Origin of the sequence: Prauserella salsuginis (genome assembly GCF_024648885.1) — a bacterium.
Classification (GTDB): domain Bacteria; phylum Actinomycetota; class Actinomycetes; order Mycobacteriales; family Pseudonocardiaceae; genus Prauserella; species Prauserella salsuginis.
In genome coordinates this window covers 901421-916620 of record NZ_JANBBF010000009.1, presented here as the reverse complement: position 1 = coordinate 916620, position 15200 = coordinate 901421, and the positions used below count along the sequence as shown (strand labels likewise).

At 70.0% G+C, this 15200-nt stretch carries 15 protein-coding genes; 1 reads left to right on the top strand and 14 read right to left on the bottom strand.

Annotation, left to right across the window (positions count from 1 at the left end):
- Positions 1 to 66: 66 nt before the first annotated feature.
- A complete protein-coding gene (locus LY40_RS10980) occupies positions 67 to 753 on the top strand; it encodes a class I SAM-dependent methyltransferase (RefSeq protein ID WP_258936716.1) in 687 nt (228 codons plus the stop codon).
- On the opposite strand, the gene LY40_RS10975 is transcribed toward LY40_RS10980, so the two are convergent.
- The 14 genes from LY40_RS10975 to LY40_RS10910 all read right to left on the bottom strand — a co-directional run bounded on the left by LY40_RS10975 (position 729) and on the right by LY40_RS10910 (position 15199).
- Positions 729 to 1817, bottom strand: a complete 1089-nt coding sequence (locus LY40_RS10975) for a prenyltransferase/squalene oxidase repeat-containing protein (protein WP_258936715.1) — start codon at positions 1815 to 1817, stop codon at positions 729 to 731. The genes LY40_RS10980 and LY40_RS10975 overlap by 25 nt on opposite strands.
- A complete protein-coding gene (locus LY40_RS10970; protein ID WP_258936714.1) occupies positions 1804 to 2577 on the bottom strand; it encodes a class I SAM-dependent methyltransferase in 774 nt (257 codons plus the stop codon). The genes LY40_RS10975 and LY40_RS10970 overlap by 14 nt, the downstream gene beginning before the upstream one ends.
- Positions 2578 to 3807, bottom strand: a complete 1230-nt coding sequence (locus LY40_RS10965) for a glycosyltransferase family 4 protein (RefSeq protein ID WP_258936713.1) — start codon at positions 3805 to 3807, stop codon at positions 2578 to 2580.
- Positions 3808 to 3961: 154 nt separating this feature from the next.
- A complete protein-coding gene (locus tag LY40_RS10960) occupies positions 3962 to 4747 on the bottom strand; it encodes a hypothetical protein (RefSeq protein WP_258936712.1) in 786 nt (261 codons plus the stop codon).
- A complete protein-coding gene (locus LY40_RS10955) occupies positions 4744 to 5256 on the bottom strand; it encodes a hypothetical protein (protein ID WP_258936711.1) in 513 nt (170 codons plus the stop codon). The genes LY40_RS10960 and LY40_RS10955 overlap by 4 nt, the downstream gene beginning before the upstream one ends.
- Complete coding sequence (locus LY40_RS10950) at positions 5253 to 6581, bottom strand: MCE family protein (RefSeq protein ID WP_258936710.1); 1329 nt, start codon at positions 6579 to 6581, stop codon at positions 5253 to 5255. Before LY40_RS10950 ends, LY40_RS10955 begins: the two co-directional genes overlap by 4 nt.
- Positions 6581 to 7864 carry an MCE family protein gene (locus LY40_RS10945; RefSeq protein ID WP_183784008.1) on the bottom strand — a complete coding sequence of 428 codons (1284 nt, stop codon included), beginning with the start codon at positions 7862 to 7864 and terminating at the stop codon, positions 6581 to 6583. Before LY40_RS10945 ends, LY40_RS10950 begins: the two co-directional genes overlap by 1 nt.
- Positions 7864 to 9045, bottom strand: a complete 1182-nt coding sequence (locus tag LY40_RS10940; RefSeq protein WP_183784006.1) for an MCE family protein — start codon at positions 9043 to 9045, stop codon at positions 7864 to 7866. The genes LY40_RS10945 and LY40_RS10940 overlap by 1 nt, the downstream gene beginning before the upstream one ends.
- Positions 9042 to 10088, bottom strand: a complete 1047-nt coding sequence (locus LY40_RS10935; RefSeq protein ID WP_258936709.1) for an MCE family protein — start codon at positions 10086 to 10088, stop codon at positions 9042 to 9044. Before LY40_RS10935 ends, LY40_RS10940 begins: the two co-directional genes overlap by 4 nt.
- The gene (locus LY40_RS10930; RefSeq protein ID WP_183784004.1) at positions 10085 to 11119 is read right to left on the bottom strand and encodes an MCE family protein; all 1035 of its coding nucleotides are present in this window, start codon (positions 11117 to 11119) and stop codon (positions 10085 to 10087) included. Before LY40_RS10930 ends, LY40_RS10935 begins: the two co-directional genes overlap by 4 nt.
- Positions 11116 to 12663 (bottom strand): MCE family protein, encoded by a 1548-nt coding sequence (locus tag LY40_RS10925; RefSeq protein WP_258936708.1) that lies wholly within the window; start codon positions 12661 to 12663, stop codon positions 11116 to 11118. The genes LY40_RS10930 and LY40_RS10925 overlap by 4 nt, the downstream gene beginning before the upstream one ends.
- The gene (locus LY40_RS10920) at positions 12660 to 13448 is read right to left on the bottom strand and encodes an MlaE family ABC transporter permease (RefSeq protein ID WP_221213338.1); all 789 of its coding nucleotides are present in this window, start codon (positions 13446 to 13448) and stop codon (positions 12660 to 12662) included. Before LY40_RS10920 ends, LY40_RS10925 begins: the two co-directional genes overlap by 4 nt.
- A gap of 118 nt (positions 13449 to 13566) precedes the next feature.
- A complete protein-coding gene (locus LY40_RS10915; protein ID WP_183784000.1) occupies positions 13567 to 14355 on the bottom strand; it encodes an MlaE family ABC transporter permease in 789 nt (262 codons plus the stop codon).
- Positions 14356 to 14401: 46 nt separating this feature from the next.
- The gene (locus tag LY40_RS10910) at positions 14402 to 15199 is read right to left on the bottom strand and encodes a glucose 1-dehydrogenase (protein WP_183783998.1); all 798 of its coding nucleotides are present in this window, start codon (positions 15197 to 15199) and stop codon (positions 14402 to 14404) included.
- Between the last annotated feature and the right edge of the window lies 1 nt (position 15200).

The following is a 15200-nucleotide window of genomic DNA, read 5'->3' as shown; positions in this document are numbered from 1 at the left end:
CGGCATCGTGTTGCATTCGAAAGACGACGGTTGAGCCCGTCGTGGCACGCGCCTACAGTTCCCCGCATGCCCGCTGCCACGGCCATGCCGCCCGAGCTGTTGACCGCCGCGCTCGAGGCACCCGGCTTCATGCCCACCGACGAGGGACTCGCCCTCTACGACGCCCTGCACGAGACGGTGGCCGCCCGGCGAGGCGACGCCACGGAGACACCCGTGGCCGTGGAGATCGGCAGTTACTGCGGCAAGTCGACCGTCTTCCTGGGCGCGGCCGCGCGGGAGACGGGCGCACGCGTCGTGACCGTCGATCACCACCGCGGTTCCGAGGAACATCAACCCGGCTGGGAGTACCACGACCCCGGCCTCGTCGATCCCGGCACCGGCCGCCTCGACACCCTGGGCGCATTCCGCCGCACCATCGCCGGCGCCGGACTGGAGGAGCACGTCGTCGCCGTGGTCGGCCGTTCCCCCGACGTCGCAGCACTCTGGCGGACGCCCGCCGACCTGGTGTTCATCGACGGCGGCCACACCGAGGAGGCCGCCGACGCCGACCTCGCGGGCTGGGCGCCGTGGGTGCGACCGGGCGGACTGCTGGCCATCCACGACGTGTTCCCCGATCCCCGCGACGGCGGCCGCCCGCCGTTCCACATCTTCCGCCGCGCACTCGCCTCCGGCCAGTTCGCCGAACACACGGCGAATGGCTCGATGCGATTGCTGCGCCGGATCGACGGTCAGCCGGGAACGCCGGTCACGTAGGTGTCGCAGTCACAACCGGTGCCGACGGGTGCGAGGCCGAGCGGGAGGCCGTCGCCGCGGAAGATCGCCGAAGCCGGGGTGGTGCGCGACAGCGCATCGGCGGCCAGGATCACGGCCGCACCGGTCCACGTGGTCCGCTCCTCCGGCCAGCGTTTGCCGTCGGTGAAGACGTAGCCGGTCCAGTACGAGCCGCCGGGATCCCGCAGATGCTGCATGGCCGCCAGCAACTCCCTGCCGAGCACGGCTTCGCCCACGGCGTCCAGGCTAAGCACGAGCTCGCACGTCTCCGCCCCGGTGACCCACGGCCGGTCGTCGACACACCGCGCACCGAGCCCGTCGACGACGAACTCGGGCCAGCGCCGGTGGATCCGGTCGAGCCCGGCGGGCCCGCGGACGGCTCCCCCGAGCACCGGGTAGTACCAGTCCATCGAATACCGACTCTTGTCCGTGAACGCCTCGGGGTGGGCCCGCAGGGCGTGTCCCAGTCTCCCGAGCGCGACCTCCCAGTCCGGCTGGGGACGCTCGACGTGGTCGGCCAGTGCGAGCGCACATCGCAGGCTCTGGTGGATGCTCGCGCACCCGGACAGCAGCGCCTCGCTCGCCCATGTCCCGTCGCCGCCGCGCGCCCAGGCAACCTCGCCGCGTTCGGTCTGCGCGTCGAGCACGAGGTCGATGGCGGCCCGCACGACCGGCCACATGCGCCGGGCGAACTCGTCGTCCCCGGTGCACGTGAGGTGGTGCCACACGCCGACAGCGACGTAGGCGCAGAAGTTCGTGTCGGTAGTCGGGTCCCCCACACCGCCGTCGACGACCTTCGCGGGCCACGATCCGTCGGACCGCTGGGTGCGGCGGCACCAGTCGTAGGCGGCCGCGGCCTCGTCGCGAAGCCCGGCTGCCGTCAACGCCATGGCGGATTCAACGTGGTCCCACGGGTCGGTGTGGCCACCGGGAAACCACGGAACGGCACCGGAGCCCTCCTGCACGGCGGCGATCGACCGGGCTGTGGCGGCCACGTCGGCGGCGGCGAGGACTCCGGGCACCTCGGGCACGTCAGTCCGGGGCACCGGCGACCCCCTGTCCACCGCCGTCCCCGCCCGCGCCGGCGACGGCACCGGCGTCCTTGACGCTGTACACCGCGAGGCTCTTGCCGACCACGGGGTCGAGCAGCCGCTCGGCGGTACGTGTCGGCCAGGGGGCGCGCATCATGTCCCACACCAGCAGCCGGTGATAGGCCTTGACCAGCGGGTTGTCGTCGTTGTCGGGCCCGACGGCGCACTTGAGCCACCAGTAGGGCGCGTGCAGCGCGTGGGCGTGCTCGCCCGCGACGGGCCGCAGCCCGGCGGCACGCAGCTTGCCGCGTAGTTCGTCGCCCCGATAGATGCGCACGTGCCCGCCCTCGACCTCGCGGTAAGCGTCGGAGAGCAGCCAGCACACGCGTTCCGGCAGCCACCGCGGCACCGTGACGACGACGGAGCCGCCGGGCCGCGCCACGCGCACCAGTTCGGCGATGGCCCGCTCGTCCTCGGGGACGTGCTCCAGGATCTCCGAGGCGATCACGCAGTCGAACGAGTCGTCGGGGAACGGCAGCCGTAGCGCGTCGCCCGCGACCGTGGTGGCCGCCGCCCCCGCCGGTACCTGCCCTTCGGCGGACATCGCCGCGAACATCGTCTCGACCTCGGCCAGCGCGGGCTTGTCCTGGTCGAACGCGACGACGTCGGCGCCGCGCCGGTAGGCCTCGAACGCGTGCCTACCCGCACCGCAACCGACGTCGATCACCGTCGTACCCGGGCCCACCCCGATGCGGTCGAAATCCACCGTCAGCATCTACCCCGCCTTTCGCCGTGTCCGGTCGATCACCTCGCGGTATACGTCCACTGTGGACGCAGCGACCGATCGCCAGCTGTACCGTTCGAGGGCTCGTGCCCTTCCCGCATCACCGAGACGGCCCCGTAACTCCCGGTCGTCAAGCACCGTGGCCAGTTCCCGCGTCAGCGCCTCGGTGTCGCCGGGCGGCACGAGCCGGCCGCAGTCGCCCACCACCTCTGGCAGCGCACCCGCGCGGCTGACCACCAGCGGCGTGCCGCACGCCATCGCCTCGACCGTCGGCAGCGAGAACCCCTCGTAGAGGGACGGCACGCAGGCCACCTCGGCTGAGGCCAGCAGGCCGGCGAGCTCGTCGTCGGCCAGCCCGTGCACCGCGCGCACGACGTCGCCGATCGCGAGTTCGTCGATGAGCCTGCGGGTCGGACCGTCGTCGGCGAGCTTGCTGACCAGCACCAGCTCCACGTCACGTTCGACCCGGAGTTTCGCCACCGACTCGAGCAGATGACGGACGCCTTTCAACGGCACGTCGGCACTGGCCACGGCCACGATGCGGCCCGGAACCCGGCCCCCGGCGGGGCGGAACAGCTCCGTGTCGACCCCGAGCGGAATCGTGGTGAGCCGCTCCTGCGCCACCCGGAAGTCCTCGGCGATGTCACCGGCGGACGCCTGCGACACGGTGATCAGCCGCGGAAGGCGCCGGGCCACCCGCGCCTGCATCGTCACGAAGCCGTACCAGCGGCGTACCGCGAGCTTGCGCCGCCACGACGCCGCGGCCAGGTCGGCGACCCGGTCCCTGGTGATCGGATGGTGAACCGTCGCCAGCAAGGGAACACCGGCACGCTGCAGGCCGAGCAGGCCGTAGCCGAGGCACTGGTTGTCGTGCACGACGTCGAAGTCGGACGCTCGGCCCCGCAGCAACCGCGCGGCGCGCAGACTGAATGTCAGCGGCTCCGGGAAGCCGGCCGTCCACATGGCGCCGGTCTCGAACAGGTCTATCGCGTCGCGGTACTCACCGAGCCGCGGGGTGCGGAACGGATCCGATTCGCGGTACAGGTCGAGACTCGGCACTTTCGTGAGCCGGCCCGGGTCGTCGAGGTCCGGATACGGCTGGCCGGACAGGACCTCGACGTCGTGTCCGAGTTCGGACAGTCCGCGGCTGAGGTGCCGCACGTACACGCCCTGCCCACCGCAGTGCGGTTTGCTCCGGTAGGACAACAACGCGATACGCATCCGATCACCTCACCCGCACCCGCCGGACGACCGCCATGATCATCGAGCAAGACTAGAACATGTTTCACTTTTTGGCAACGTCAGCGCCCGGGCCACACCGGACCCGTCGTACATGATCACCACACGAACGCGCCGCGCGCATCCGCTCCGGCACTCACACCGGCGACATCTCGGCGATGCGCCAGCTCCCGTCGCTGCGCACCGCCACGACGTCGATCCACACCGAATCCGAACCGCGGGAGGACATGTCCTCACCCAGCACCCGCCGATCGGCCAGCACGAGCAGCTCCGCCCGTCCGCCGGTCAGACTGCGCACCCCGACGGATCGGACCGTCGTCGACTGCACGGCACCCGACGCGGCCGCATCGCCTGTCCCGTCGGCTCCGTTCCCGCCGGCCCGGTTTCCGCCATCCCGACTCCCTGCGGCCTGCGCGCGGAGACGGGCGAAGAGGGCCTCGTACTCACGGCGCGCCGCTCCGGTCAGTACCCGGTCGGCCGCCCGCTCGGTACGCGCGAGATCACCGCGGTCGTACGAGAACACGGCCGTGACGGCGGCGTCGACCTCCTCCGTCAACTGCTGCGTCCGCGCCGCATCGACATGGGCCACGTCGTCCGGCGCGGCGTCCACCGAACGCATGCCCAGCCAGACCGCACCCGCCGTGGCGACGACGCACACCGCGGCCAGGACGGCGAGCACCGTCGCGCGCCGTGCCGCCGGACCATCCCTCCGGGCCGCCGCGTCGTCGGCATCACCGGGCTCGCCGGCCGCACGGTCCTCGCCGTCCGCATCCTCGTCCTCGGTGTCCACGTCCTCGTCCACGGTGTCCCTGTGGCCGCGGCCCGCCCGGTCCTCGCGGTCGTCCTCGGGCTCCGCGCCGGGCTCCGTGACGGGTTCCTCGTCCTCGCGGTCCCCGGGCTCCCGCACCGTACGCCGGGTCACGAGCCGACCGCCTGCACGTTCGACACGGTCCACCGCTCCCCTTTCCGCACCAAGGATGCGATCAACGTGCTGCGCCGCTGCTCCTTGCCGACGTCGGTGTCGACGACCGCCAGCAGCCGCGCCGTCCCGCCCTCGACGTCCAGTTCGGACAGCGCGGAGCGGGTCACCGTTGCCGTGGCGACGGTTTCGGCATCGCCGGCGCGGTCGATGTGCCGCTTCCGGTCACCAATCAACCTGCCGTGCAGCTCACCCGAAGTGACTCGTGCCCACGCGTCGAGATCCGATGCGGCGGTGCGGTGATCGATCGTGTGGAGCACCTCGAGTGCCCTGGTTCCTTCGCGTACGGCCGCGTCCCGGACAGCGGCGCCGTGGGCGGGCTCGCTGTGCGCCACCGCCCACCAGCGCCAACCCAGACCGGCGCAGGAGACGGTCGCGATCACAGCGACGGCCAGCAGCACCGCGACGGTGCGGTCCCGGGCCACCCGGCGCAGCAGCCGTACCGGCCTCATCCGTCCACCCCCAGCAGGCCGCCCATCCCGTCGCCGGACGACCCGGAGTCCGCCGAATCGCCCTGCCCGGAACCGCCGGTGGCCGAGAAGTCGAGCAGTCCGGGCAGCCCACCACTGCCGTCCTGGCCCCCGCGCCGTGACTCCTCCCGATCCCGATCGGCACCACCGTCGATGTCGCCGCTCGCGTCCTGGTCGCCACCCGGAACCTGCACCGGCTCACCCGCCACCGGCGCGTTCTGCGCACCACGGACATTGCTCGGACTGCCCTGCGGTTCGGCGCAATAGGCCTCGGTGTTGGGCTCGGTGTTCCGCGTGTCGTTCGCGGGGCGGCGCTCGGTGCCCTCGTACCCCTTGGTGCAGCCGTGCGGGTCGAAGAACGTGGGCACGAAACCGAGATGCCCTTCGCCGTTGGACACGACCGAACGCGAGAAGCCGGACACCATCGGCAGCGCCACCATCATGTGCTCGAGCGCGTCCGTCCGCGGTTCGAGCACCTGCGAGGTCGTCAGCAGGTTCGCGATCATCACCGACAGGCTCGTCCCGGACTCGTCGAGCAGCGCGGAGATCTCGCGGCTCGCCGCGGGAGCGCGGTCGATCACGTTGCGCAGGTCGGAGTCGGATTTCTTCAGCTGTGACGCGATGTCACGGAACCCGCCCGCGATCGACCGCAACTGGTCGGCGTTCCGGCGCTGGGTGTCGAGCACGGTCCGGCTCTGCCGCAGCAGTTGCGCGGTCTGCGGCAGATTCTCCTTGGCCTGGGCGGTGAGCGATCCCGCCGAATCCAGCAGCCGCCCCAGGTCGGGGCCCGCGCCGGTGAACGCGGTGTCGAGTTCGTCGACGACCGTTCGCAACGACTCCGGATCCACACTGGACACGAGCTGGTTGAGGTTGCCGAGCAGCTGCCCGGGCGGCACCGGCGTGCCGGTCCGGGAGCTGTCGATCGTCGAACCGTGTTCGAGATACGGCCCGTCGTCGGACCGGGGCCGCAAATCGACATATTGCTCACCGACGGCGGAGCGATTGGCGACGACGGCGTCGGAGTCGGCGGGAATGTCGGGCGTACCGCTGTCGATGTCCACGTCGACGGTCACACCGTGGCCGTCGAGGTTGAGGCCCGTCACCCGGCCGACCGTCACGCCCCGGTAGGCGACCTCCGCGTTCTCGAAGATGCCGCCCGACTCGCTCAGCTGGATGTGAACCAGATACCCGCGGTTGCCGAACAGCCGATCCAGGCCCGCATACGTGCCTCCGGCGTAGCCGACCGCCAGCAGGGAGATGAGGCCGAACACGACGAGCTGCAACCGGTTCTTGCGTTCCAGTCTCATCAGCCACCTCCCACCAGGCCGCCGAGCAGCCCGTCGACACCGCCGCCGGTACCGCCCCTCCCCTGGCCGGCACCGGCCTGCGGAGCGGTCAGCGATTCCGAGGGGTCGGGCAGCGGCAGCGGCGGCGGGGCGTCCCCGTCGTTGAACGGGATGGCACCCTCGGCGCCGGTGCCGTCGTCGTTCGGCAGCTGCACCGGCGGCCTCCGCGCATTGAGGACGTTCTCGAGGATCGCGTCGAGCTGCAGGTCCAGTCGCACGCTCACGTTCGCGTAGTCGCCGTGCATGATCGACTCGCCGAACACCGGGATCGGATAGCTGGGCAGCAGCTGCATCGCTTCCGGCAGATCGGCACCGGTCTCGGCGAGCTTCTCCAGCGTCGGGGTGAGCGCTCGCAGGTTCGCGACGAGACTCTGTTTGCTCGCGTCGACCACTCGGGTACCGGTCCCGGACAGCTTCCGCAGTGATTTCAGCATGCCGACCAGCTGCTCCCGCTGTCCGGAGACGACCTTCAACCCAGGCTCCAGGTGCTCGAGTGCCGTGGACAGGTGGCCGCGCTGTTTCGACAGGGTGCCCGACAACCGGTGCACCCCGTCGATCGCCCGCACGATCTCACCGCGCTGTTCGTCCAATGTGGTCGCGAGTTCGTCCACGCGGGTCAGCAGCGCCCTGATCTCCGGTTCGTTCCCGGCCAGCGCATCGTTGAGCTCCCCGACGATGTCCCTGAGCTGTTCCACTCCGCCGCCGTTGAGCAGGAGCGACAGCGCCCCGAGGACCTCCTCCACCTGCGGATTGCGGTTCGTCCGGTCGAGGGGGATCACGTCGCCGTCGCCGAGCGCGGCCTTGCCGCCGCCGTCGGCGGGCGGCCGCAGCTCGACGAACTTCTCCCCGAGCAGGCTCGACTGGCGCAGTTCCGCCACCGCGTCGCCGGGCAGGTCGATGTCCCCGTTCAGGGCGAGGTCGGCGAGCGCGGTCTTGCCGTCGTCGGCGAGCCGCACCCGCTCCACCCGCCCCACGGCGACGTCATTGACCTTCACCGCCGCCTGTGGCACGAGATCGAGCACGTCGTGGAACCGCACGGTGATCCGATACGGCCGGTCACCGAGGTCGGCACCGCCGGGCAATGGTGCGTTGTACAGCCCCGAGAATCCGCCGTCGCCACAGCCCGCCACCAGCAACAGCAGGCATACCAACGACAGTCGCAGCGCCCGCCGCGCCCTGCCGGGACGGGCACCGCCCGGCGTTCGCTGCACCGCCGTCGCTGTCGCCACCGTTGTCTCCGTCATCACCGACCTCCCGGTGCCACGATCGACGGGAGCGGCAGCGGCGGCAGCTCGCCGCTCTGGATCGAGGCCAGCAGCTGTGAGACCGACGGCAACTTCGCGGCGCCGTCGACGACCGGGCCGAGAATCTCGCACAGTTTGTCCAGCGCCTCCGGCGTTCGGTGGTCGGCCAGTGACTTCGTCAGCTTGCACGCGCTCGTCATCAGCGGATTGGTGACCTCGTTGAAGTTGTAGCGGATCGCGATCGACCCGGAGGCGGCGTCGTAGGAGTTGATGAAGTTCGACAGCCCGAGAGGTGCGACGTCGGCGATCTCCGCGACCGCGGCGCGCTGGTCGACCAGCACCTGGGTGATGCCTTCGAGCTTGCCGATGTTGTCCGACAGCGCCTTCCGGTTCTCGCCGACGAAGCCTTTCACCTTGCCCAGCGCCCCGCCCAGCGACGACAGCGCCTTGCCGACGTCGTCGGAATCCTCGGCCAGGAACCCGCTCACCTCGGACAGCCGCTCGTAGAAGCGGTTCAGCTGCGCGTCACTGGTCGCGAGCAGCTCGGTGAACTTCTGCAGGTTCCGCACCGTGCCGAACAGGTCGTCCGACGAGTCGTCGAGCGTCGTGGCCAGTTCGGACAGTTTCGTGACCGTGGTGTTCAGGTTCCGGCCGTTGCCGTCGAGGTTGGCCGCGGTCGTGTCGAGCACCCGAGACAGCGCACCGTCGGAGTTCGCCCCGTCCGGCCCGAGTGCCGTCGACAGTTCGTCGAGGCTCGCGTACAGGTCGTCGATCTCCATCGGGGTGGCGGTGCGGTCCCGCGGGATCACCGTTCCGGACGTCATCACGGGCCCGCCGTCGTACACCGGCGTCAGCTGCACGTAGCGGTCGCTGACGAGGCTCGGCGCGACGACGACCGCGTCGGCCCCCTCCGGCACCTGGACCCCGTTGTCGACGCGCATGGACACCACGACCTGCTCACCGCGTGGCTGCACCCGCGTGATCTCGCCGACCTCGATGCCGAGCACGCGCACCGTCGACCCGGCATACAGCCCGACCGCGCGGTCGAAGTGCGCCGTCAGCCTGATGCCCGCATCCTCGCGCAACAACCACCAGACGCCGCCGGTCAGCAGGAGTACCGCCACGCAGGCCGTCGCCAGCCAGCGATACACGCTCCTGCCCGCGCGCGTGTCCATCGTCATCGGCCACCTCCGACGCCCTGGTCCGGCGCGGCCATGTCACCGACGCAACCCTCCGAGTTGTACTCGTAGCCGGTGCCGGTGTTGATCGTCGGCGGCAGCATCCCGCAGATGTAGCCGTCGAACCAGCGGCCGTTACCGGTCACGTTGGTCCCGAGCCGGGTGAACGGCGCGAGCAGCTCCAAGCCGCGGTCCAGGTTGTTCTGATTGCGCTGCAGCACCGTGGTGACCTTGCTCAGTTCCTGCAACGCCGGCTGGAGCTGCTCCCGGTTGTCGTCGACGACCCCGGACAGCTGCTGCGACACCTGCCGGGTGCCGACCAGCATCCGGTTGATCGCCTGCCGCCGGTTCTGCAGTTCGGTCAGCAACGTGTTGCCGTCGCCGATCACCTTGCGCAGCTGCTGGTTCCTGCTGCGGAGCGTGCCGGTGATCTGCCGGGTGTTCGACAGCAGCCTGCCCAGTTCGGCGTCCCGCGACGACACCGTCTCCGACAACGCCGAGAGTCCCTGCAACGCCTCGGTCATCGGCTCGGAGGTGTCGGCGAAGGTCTCGGACACCACGTCGAAGCTCTTCGCCAGCTGGTCGGTGTCGATGTCCTCGACCGTCCCCGACAGCTGGTCGAACGCGTCCTGCAGTTCGAACGGCGTCTCCGTGCGCTCCACCGGTATCGGCTCGGCCGGGTCCTGCGGCGCCTCGCCCTCCGGGGCGAGCGCGAGGTACTTCTCCCCCAGCAGCGTCTTGATCTCGATCGACGCCCTCGTCCGGTTGCCGATCCGCGAGGTGTCGATGCCCTCGAGCGAGAAGGTCGCGCGCACGCGCGTGCCGTCGAGCACGACCTCGTCGACCTCGCCGACCCGTACCCCCGCCAGCTGCACGTCGTTGCCCTCTGCCAGTCCGGCGGACTCGGCGAAGTGTGCGGCGTAACTCGTGCGGTCGCTCAGAATCGGGATCTCGTCGGCCCGGTAGACGGTGACGGTCGTGAGCACCACCAGCACGAGAGCCACGAATCCCACCGCGGCCTGGTTGCGTTCGGTCAGCGGTTTCACTCTGTCTGGCACCTCTCCGGCTGCTCCGTCGCGGGCAGCGGCAGGATCGGCACGTCGACGTTGAGCGCCTTGATACCGATCGTCCCGCGCAGATCGCACAGGTAATAGTTGAACCAGCTGCCGTAGCTGACGGCACGCGTGAACTTCTGGAGGTGTCCCGGCAGCGTCGTCAGCACCTCGTCGATCAGTTCGCGCGAACCGGCCAGATTGCCCGCCAGCTTCCGCAGCGCTGTCACGTCCTGGCGCAACGGCTGCCGTGCGTCCTCGAGCAGTCCGCCGGTCGCCGTGGTCAGTTCGGCCAGCCCGGAGACGGCCTCCCCGATCGGTTTCCGCTGTTTCGCCAACCCGCTCACCAACTGCTGCGTCGTCGACACGAGGTTCTTCACCTGCGGCGTACGCGAGTTGACCGTGCCGAGGACACGGTTCAGGTTGTCGATGGTCTGGCCGATGACCCGATCCTTCGACGCGAGGGTCGAGGTCAACGACGCGGTGTGCGACAGCAGGCTGCGCACCGTGCCGCCCTCGCCCTGGAACACCCGGATGATCTCGTAGGAGAGCTGGTTGATCTCCTTCGGATCGAGTGCACGGAACAGTGGCTGGAAACCGTTGAACAGCACCGTGAGATTCAGCGCCGGACTGGTGCGTTCCGGCGGGATCGTGCCGCCCGGTTCGAGCCGCTCCCGGTCGGGCACGTCGGTGCCGAGCGCCAGATACCGCTGCCCGATGAGGTTGCGGTACTTGACGGTGGCCGTCACCAGCGCGGGAAGCCTGCGTTGGCCGTCGACGTCGAACCGGACCTCCGCGTGGTCGCCCTCGCCGACGGCGATCTCCTTGACCTGTCCGACCTTCACGCCCGCGATCCGCACGTCGTCGCCCTCGGACAGTCCGGACACGTCCACGAACCGGGCGGTGTAGCCCGAGGCGTCGCCGAAGTTCGTGTTGGCGATGGTCGCGGCCAGCAACCCCGTCAGCAGCACCGTCACGACGGCGAACACCGAGATCTTCAGCAGCGCGCCGGCGATACTCCTCATCGCAGCTCCACCGTCATCCCGCGGTACAGCGGACCGAGCAGCACGCCGCCCCAGCCCGGCAGCTCGTCCGGTGCGATCCCGGTGCGCGGCGACTGCAGCACGCCGATGAGCCGCTGTTCGGCGGCCGAGTTCGCGGGTGAGGAGATCCGGCCCTGCGCCGCACCGCCACCGCCCGCAGTATCGCCACCGGCAGCGTCACCAGCCGCGGCGTCACCGCGCGCAGCTGTCCCGGAACCGTCCTGAGCGTCGCCACCCGCTGCGTCGCCGCCCGCAGTGTCACCAGCGGCGTCGCCACCCGCTGCGTCGCCGGAACCGCCCTGCAGCGCGGCCTTGTCGTCCCCGTTCTCGGGGAACGGCACGTCGTAACCCAGCACCGGCCCCGGGAGCGGGCCGGAGTTCTTCGACGGCGCCGGATGGGTCGACCCGTCCTCGAGCGGGCCTTCCGGCGGATACTGCGGAAACCGCTCGGGCGGCACCTTCTGCGGATAGCACCTCGGGCCGCGCTTGTCGTTGTACCGCGGCTCGTCGACTCCCGGCTCGTACTTGCCGCGGTTGTCGGCCAGCATCCGGATCACGACGTGGTTCATCTCGTCGTCGCCGTGTCCGAACGCCGCCTTCGCGTTCGGCACCGCCTCGGCGAACTGCCGGAACATGCACGGATACTGCGGTGCGTACTTGGCGAGCACGTCCAGCGTGGGCTGCGACGACGTCGTCAGGCCGATGATGTTGCGCTCGTTGGCGGCGAGGAACCGGTCCAGATCGGCCGACGCACCTGCCACGCTGTTGTACACGCCGGCGAGACCCTGCCGCTTCTCGACGATCGTGCGCGTCGTCGTGGTCAGATCCCGCATCGCGGCGAGGAAATCGGGTGCCGCCTCGTGGTAGATGTCGGCCACGTCGGCCACGGCCGTGATGTCGTGCGACAGGTCGGGCAACGAGGGGTTGAAGTCCTTCAGGTACTCCGACAACCCGACGAGCGTGTCGCCGAACTTCTCGCCGCGTCCCTCCAGTGCGTCGGACACCGACGACAGCGTGCCGGAGAGCTTCTGCGGCTGCACCGACTGGAGCAGCGGCAGCACATTGGACAGCACTTCCTCCAGTTCGACGGCCGAGCGGCTGCGATCCTGGGTGATGACGTCACCGGCCGCCAACGGCACCACCTCCCCGGAGCCGGCCGAACGCTTCGGCGGTTGCAGCGCCACGTAACGCTCGCCGAACAGGGTCTTGGGCAGCAGCCGTGCCGACACACCCGCGGGCACGGCTTCGATCCGGTCACGTTCGATCGCCAATTCGAGGATCGCCTTCTGCCCGTCGGTGCTCACCGACCGCACCTCGCCCACGCGCATGCCGCGGATCTTCACATCGGCGCCCATGCGCAGCTGGTTGCCCGCGGTCGTGGCCTCGAGCCGCACGGGGACCGCGTCGGAGAACGCCTTGTTGTAGATCGCGATCGTCGTGGCGATGAACAGGGCGGCCACGACGAGGAAGATCAGCCCGAGCAGCTGCAGCCCGAGCCGATGCACCACAGCTTTCCGTGTGCTCATCCGGACAACCTCACCGTCGTCGTCGCACCCCAGATCGCGAGGCTGAGGAAGAAGTCCAGCACCGCGACCAGCACGATCGAGGTCCGCACCGCCCGGCCCACTGCCACGCCCACACCGGCGGGCCCGCCACGCGCGTAGTAGCCGTAGAAGCAGTGGGACATGATCACGATGGTGCTGAAGATGATCACCTTCAGGAACGACCACAGCACGTCCTCCGGCGGGAGGAACAGGTGGAAGTAGTGGTCGTAGGTGCCCGCCGACTGCCCGTACATCCAGATCGTCACCTGACGGGAAGCCAGATACGACGACAGCAGTCCCACCGCGTACAGCGGGATCACCGCCACGACACCGGCGATCACCCGGGTCGTGACCAGGTAGGGCAGACTCGGGATGCCCATGACCTCCATGGCGTCGATCTCCTCGGAGATCCGCATGGCGCCGAGCTGGGCGGTGAATCCGCAGCCGACGGTGGACGACAGGGCCAGCCCCGCGGCGAGCGGTGCCACCTCCCGGGTGTTGAAGTAAGCGGAGATGAAGCCCGTCAGTGCGGCCGTGCCGAGTTGTTCGAGCGCCGCATAACCCTGAATGCCGACGATGAGGCCGGTGAACAGGGTCATGCCGATCATCACGCCCAGGGTGCCGCCGATGACGGCCAGGCCGCCGGTACCGAAGCACACCTCGGTCAGCAGCCGCAGCGTCTCCTTGCTGTAGCGCCGGACCGTGCGCGGCACCCACGCGAGCACCTTGAGATAGAACAGCAGCTGCTCGCCGAGGCCCTCGAACATCGCACCCGGCCGCGCGATGGCTTCGAGCACGCGCTCGTCGGAGCGCGGCCCTCGCTGTGGGGACGGCTCCGGCTGCGGTGCGGAGGCGGCGTCTCGATCCTGGGTCGCGGTCATGGCGTCACAGCGCCTTCGGCGGGACGAGCTGCAGGTACACGGCGGTCAGCACCACGTTGATGAGGAACAACAACAGGAATGTGATCACGACGGCCTGGTTCACCGCGTCACCGACACCCTTCGGGCCACCGGACGGGTTGAGTCCCCGGAACGCGGCGACCACCCCGGCGAAGAACCCGTAGATCACGGCTTTGATCTCGCTGATCCACAGGTCGGGCAGCTGCGCGAGCGCGTTGAAACTCGCGAGGTACGCGCCGGGGGTGCCGCCCTGCATGACGACGTTGAAGAAGTACCCGCCCATCACGCCGACGACGCTGACGAGCCCGTTGAGCAGCACGGACACGACGATGGCGGCGAGCACCCTCGGCACGATGAGGCGCTGGATCGGGTTGACCCCGAGCACCTCCATCGCGTCGATCTCCTCGCGGATCTTGCGGGCGCCGATGTCCGCGCAGACGGCACTCCCGCCGGCGCCGGCGACGAGCAGCGCCGTGATCAGCGGACTCGCCTGCTGCACGATCGCCAGCGCGCTGGCCGCGCCGGTGAACGACTGCGCACCGATCTGCTGCGTCAGCGAACCCAGCTGCAGCGCGATCACCGCACCGAACGGAATCGCCACCAGCGCGGTCGGCAGGATCGTGACGCTGGCGAAGAACCAGCACTGCTGGATCCATTCGCGCCACTGGAACGGCCGCCGCGGGATCGCGACGAGCACCTGCCACGACAGCGTCGTCAGCCGGCCGACCTGGGCGAACGCGGCGGTGCCCGGGAGCGAACCCGTACGTGCGGTCATGACACCTCCTGCGCTCGCCCACCGGCTCGTGCCGGCGGCCCGGTCCTCAGAGCTTCAACGCGTGGGTCGCGGTCGCGCCGCCGTCGGCCACGAACTCGGCCCCCGTGCTGTACGAACTGTCGTCACTCGCGAGGAAGGCCACCAGGCCGGCGATCTCCTCCGGTCTGCCGACCCGGCCGAGTGCGACCTTCCTGCCCACCGGCGAAAGATCCGTGTCCTCACCGGTGAACCTGCGCACCATGGCGGTGTCGATCATGCCCGGATGCACCGAGTTGACGCGAATCCCGTTGCCGCCGAGTTCCAGGGCCGCCACCTTCGTCATGCCGCGGATCGCGAACTTCGTGGCCGTGTACGCCGCGACGTACGGCATGCCGGCCAGCCCTTCGACGGAGGACAGGTTGATGATCGAGCCGCCGCCCGCCGCCGTCATGGGTGCAACGACCGCGCGCATACCGAGGAACGTACCGATCTGGTTGACGCGCAGGAGCCGCTCGTAGTCGGCCAGCGACGTGTGCTCCAGCTCCGAGAAGTGCAGCAACCCCGCGTTGTTGACCAGCACGTTCGGCGGCCCGAATTCCTCGGTCACACGCTCGATCGCCGAGTTCCAGTCCTCTTCGGACCCCACGTCGAGCCGTTGGTAGGCGGCGGCACCGTCGCGCTCGGCACACAGCTCGGCCGCGAGCTCCTTGCCGTCGGCGTCCTCGACGTCGGTGATGAGCACCTGCGCGCCCTCGGCGACCAGTCTGCGCGCGAACGCCGCTCCCTGACCGCCGGCCGCGCCGGTGATCAGCGCGATCTTGCCGTCGAGCCGCAACCCGCGCGCGGCCGTGTCGGGTGTCGTCATC

Bases quoted from the DNA above. Each gene is read 5' to 3' on its own strand.
- LY40_RS10980 (WP_258936716.1), top strand. From the start codon at position 67: ATGCCCGCTGCCACGGCCATGCCGCCCGAGCTGTTGACCGCCGCGCTC.
- LY40_RS10970 (WP_258936714.1), bottom strand. From the start codon at position 2,577: ATGCTGACGGTGGATTTCGACCGCATCGGGGTGGGCCCGGGTACGACG.
- LY40_RS10965 (WP_258936713.1), bottom strand. From the start codon at position 3,807: ATGCGTATCGCGTTGTTGTCCTACCGGAGCAAACCGCACTGCGGTGGG.
- LY40_RS10955 (WP_258936711.1), bottom strand. From the start codon at position 5,256: ATGAGGCCGGTACGGCTGCTGCGCCGGGTGGCCCGGGACCGCACCGTC.
- LY40_RS10950 (WP_258936710.1), bottom strand. From the start codon at position 6,581: ATGAGACTGGAACGCAAGAACCGGTTGCAGCTCGTCGTGTTCGGCCTC.
- LY40_RS10945 (WP_183784008.1), bottom strand. From the start codon at position 7,864: ATGACGGAGACAACGGTGGCGACAGCGACGGCGGTGCAGCGAACGCCG.
- LY40_RS10940 (WP_183784006.1), bottom strand. From the start codon at position 9,045: ATGACGATGGACACGCGCGCGGGCAGGAGCGTGTATCGCTGGCTGGCG.
- LY40_RS10930 (WP_183784004.1), bottom strand. From the start codon at position 11,119: ATGAGGAGTATCGCCGGCGCGCTGCTGAAGATCTCGGTGTTCGCCGTC.
- LY40_RS10925 (WP_258936708.1), bottom strand. From the start codon at position 12,663: ATGAGCACACGGAAAGCTGTGGTGCATCGGCTCGGGCTGCAGCTGCTC.
- LY40_RS10920 (WP_221213338.1), bottom strand. From the start codon at position 13,448: ATGTTCGAGGGCCTCGGCGAGCAGCTGCTGTTCTATCTCAAGGTGCTC.
- LY40_RS10915 (WP_183784000.1), bottom strand. From the start codon at position 14,355: ATGACCGCACGTACGGGTTCGCTCCCGGGCACCGCCGCGTTCGCCCAG.
- LY40_RS10910 (WP_183783998.1), bottom strand. From the start codon at position 15,199: ATGACGACACCCGACACGGCCGCGCGCGGGTTGCGGCTCGACGGCAAG.